At 36.9% G+C, this 3,110-nt stretch carries 2 protein-coding genes; one reads left to right on the forward strand and one right to left on the reverse strand.

Annotated elements, in window-relative coordinates:
- The first annotated feature begins 387 nt into the window (after positions 1 to 387).
- Complete coding sequence (locus PL77_RS29560) at positions 388 to 1,608, forward strand: BamA/TamA family outer membrane protein (RefSeq protein WP_063769061.1); 1,221 nt, start codon at positions 388 to 390, stop codon at positions 1,606 to 1,608.
- Between the two features lie 69 nt (positions 1,609 to 1,677).
- On the opposite strand, the gene PL77_RS29565 is transcribed toward PL77_RS29560, so the two are convergent.
- The gene (locus tag PL77_RS29565; RefSeq protein ID WP_044213576.1) at positions 1,678 to 2,856 is read right to left on the reverse strand and encodes an acetyl-CoA C-acyltransferase; all 1,179 of its coding nucleotides are present in this window, start codon (positions 2,854 to 2,856) and stop codon (positions 1,678 to 1,680) included.
- Positions 2,857 to 3,110: the final 254 nt, after the last annotated feature.

The raw sequence follows: 3,110 nt of genomic DNA on the forward strand, positions 1-3,110 counted from the left end.
GTTTTTGGGTTATTAAAGGAATTAAAAAGGCACTCTCTTTGGGAGTGCCTTTTTTTATTGATTATGATTTTCTGTAATTGAACTTTATTTGCTAATCCTTACAAATAACATAGCGTAACGCTAAAAATTATTTTTAAACTTGCATTAAGCACTGTACTATTTTCTGAAAATGGTGTCTATATAAATAGAATAACATCCTTAATTACTATATTTTTTTAGTATTGGTCGTTGTTTTCATTATGTTTATATAAGAATTTAGGAGTAGGTTGAAAACCATATGAAATTGAGAACCCTGTTTTCTTATTGAATACTCTAAAAAAGAATAACCTTAATTTTTGATGACTGCAATATTCGGTAGTCTAATATTTACATTACACAATAGATCTAATGAAATCTAATTTCATAACAGTACTTATCACTTTATCAATAACCTTTTGTTTTCACTTTGAAACAACGGCACAAAACTTAATACAAACGGATAGTACATTGCACCCAATAGACAGTGCTGAAGTACAAACAAAAAAGCAAAAACGAAAGGCGGAACGTGAGCGAAAGAATCTAAGATTTAGTATACTTGGTGGCCCTGGATATACTCCTGATTACGGTTTCCTTATTGGGGTAAGTATGTTATTTACTTTCAGAACAGATACTACAGACCCTGACCTCAAAAGATCGGTTGTTCCTATAGCAGGTGCATGGTTAAGTTCGGGTGGTTTTAACTTAATTGCAAAACCACAGCTCTTTTTCAACCACGACAAATTAAGGTATTTTGGGCAAGTGCAGTACAGAAATAATTACGATAATTATTATGGTGTTGGATTCGGTTTAAATCAAGATACGCCAAGAAGTGATTCTACCACTCAGTTTTTCCAAAATTCCATCTCCGTCAACGGATCTTTTCTTTTTAGATCGGGTACTTCAGATTTCTTTATAGGACCTTCATTTGATGTTACCTATAGAAACTTATCTGAAATAGCGAAAGACATGGCTATGGACCCTACTTATATCGCTCAAGGAGGTACAGACACTGGAATGACGATTATGAATGTAGGGATTGGCTTTGAAGTTTCTTATGACACAAGAGACATCCCCGCCAATGCTTGGGCAGGAATCTTTTTCGATTTAAATGCACGGTATTATGATACATGGCTAGGAAGTGACAGTAGGTGGGGATTTATCACAGCAGAGTATAGGCAATACAAACTATTACCCTTTCTGGGAGAAAGAAAAGTGTTAGCTTGGACGGCAAAAGTAAGGTCTGCCATTGGTGACGTTCCTTTCACGGATATGTCATTAATTGGTTCTCCTTTCGATTTGAGAGGATATTACCTCGGGCAATACAGAGATAAGACTTCTGCTTTTGCAATGGCAGAATATAGAAATATGTTCAATTCTAAATCTAAATTGGTTTCTAAACTTGGTTTCGCAGTTTGGGGAGGTGTAGGTATGGTAGGACCTGACTTGGTCACTCCTGGAGGGGTATTACCTAACTTTGGTGCAGGATTAAGGGTAGAAGTTCAGCCACGCATGAACTTTAGAGTGGATTTGGGTAGAGATCCTTTAGCAGGTCAAAACTTAGTCTATTTTAATATGACAGAGGCATTTTAGATGTATAAAAAAATTGTCAATTATAAATGATCAAATGACTTCATTTATAATTGACAATTTATCATTCTACTACAATTTTTCGATGATAAGTGCAGAAGCACCTCCACCTCCATTACAGATAGCAGCAAGTCCTCTTGTTCCTTTTTGTTGTTGTAACACGCCATTTAATGTTACTACAATCCTGGTTCCTGAAGCTCCTAGGGGATGCCCCATAGAAACCGCCCCTCCATGTACATTTACTTTATCCAATGGAATTCCCAATTCCTTCGCAAAAGCCAACGTTACCACAGAAAACGCTTCATTGACCTCATAAAAATCAATATCATCTTTTGTCAAACCAGCCTTTTTTAATGCTTTTTCTGCTGCAACAGGTGGTGCGATGGTAAACCATTCTGGTTCTTTTGAAGCATCAGCAAAGGATACAATCTTTGCTACAGGTTGTAAACCTAATCGATCTACCGCTTTTTTACTCGCCAAAATTACCGCAGCAGCACCATCATTGATCGTAGAAGCATTTGCAGCAGTAACAGTCCCCTCTTTTGTAAAAACAGCCCTTAATGAAGGTATTTTTTCAAATTTCACTTTTTTAAACTCTTCATCCTCCATGACCATTAAAGGATCGCCTTTTCTCTGTGGAACGCTTACAGGTATAATTTCATCTTTAAAAAGATGGTCTCCTGTCGCCATGGCTGTTCTCTTGTAGGAGTTGATTGCAAATTCATCTTGTTCTTCTCTACTTATTTCACAACGTACTGCGGTAGCATCTGCACAAACCCCCATTGGTTGATTATTGTAAGCGTCTGCCAGCCCATCACGAACCAAACCATCCAACATTTGTCCATGACCGTAACCATATCCATAACGCCCTTTCGGTATATAATAAGGAATATTCGACATAGACTCCATTCCACCTGCCACTACGATATCATTATCGCCCAACATAATTGATTGTGCTCCTAACATTATAGTCTTCATTCCAGAAGAACATACCTTATTAATGGTTGTACAAGGAATATCATGTCCAATACCAGCACCCAAAGCAGTTTGTTTAGCAGGTGCTTGTCCTAGATTAGAGGCAATTACATTACCCATGTACACCTCATTGACTTCTGAGGGGGCTACTTTTGCTTTTTCAAGTGCTCCTTTAATGGCAAAAGATCCTAGTTCTGTAGCTGAAAAAGAAGATAAGGCTCCTCCAAAACTTCCTATCGGGGTTCTCACCGCCGAAACGATATAAACTTCTTCCATAGTGTTTAAATAATGTGTTGTTTAATTTATTGGTTATTTGGTTGTAATAGTTTTGAACTTAAAAGTTCATTAAAGAATGAGAAGTCACTGCTTTATAATGTAACAATGACACTTGATAGATTTAACAGCTAATTTAGAGTTATTTTCTTGAATAAAATGATTTTGGGTAAAAAAAGTGCATAAAAAAAGCCGACAACATTGCTGTTATCGGCTTATCGAATCACAAGTGATCCGACCAGGACTCGAACCTGGAA

This window comes from Flammeovirga sp. OC4, assembly GCF_000812565.1.
Lineage (GTDB): Bacteria > Bacteroidota > Bacteroidia > Cytophagales > Flammeovirgaceae > Flammeovirga.

What these genes read in the sequence shown, in the direction of transcription:
- PL77_RS29560 (WP_063769061.1), top strand. Translation starts at nt 388, where the DNA reads ATGAAATCTAATTTCATAACAGTACTTATCACTTTATCAATAACCTTT.
- PL77_RS29565 (WP_044213576.1), bottom strand. Translation starts at nt 2,856, where the DNA reads ATGGAAGAAGTTTATATCGTTTCGGCGGTGAGAACCCCGATAGGAAGT.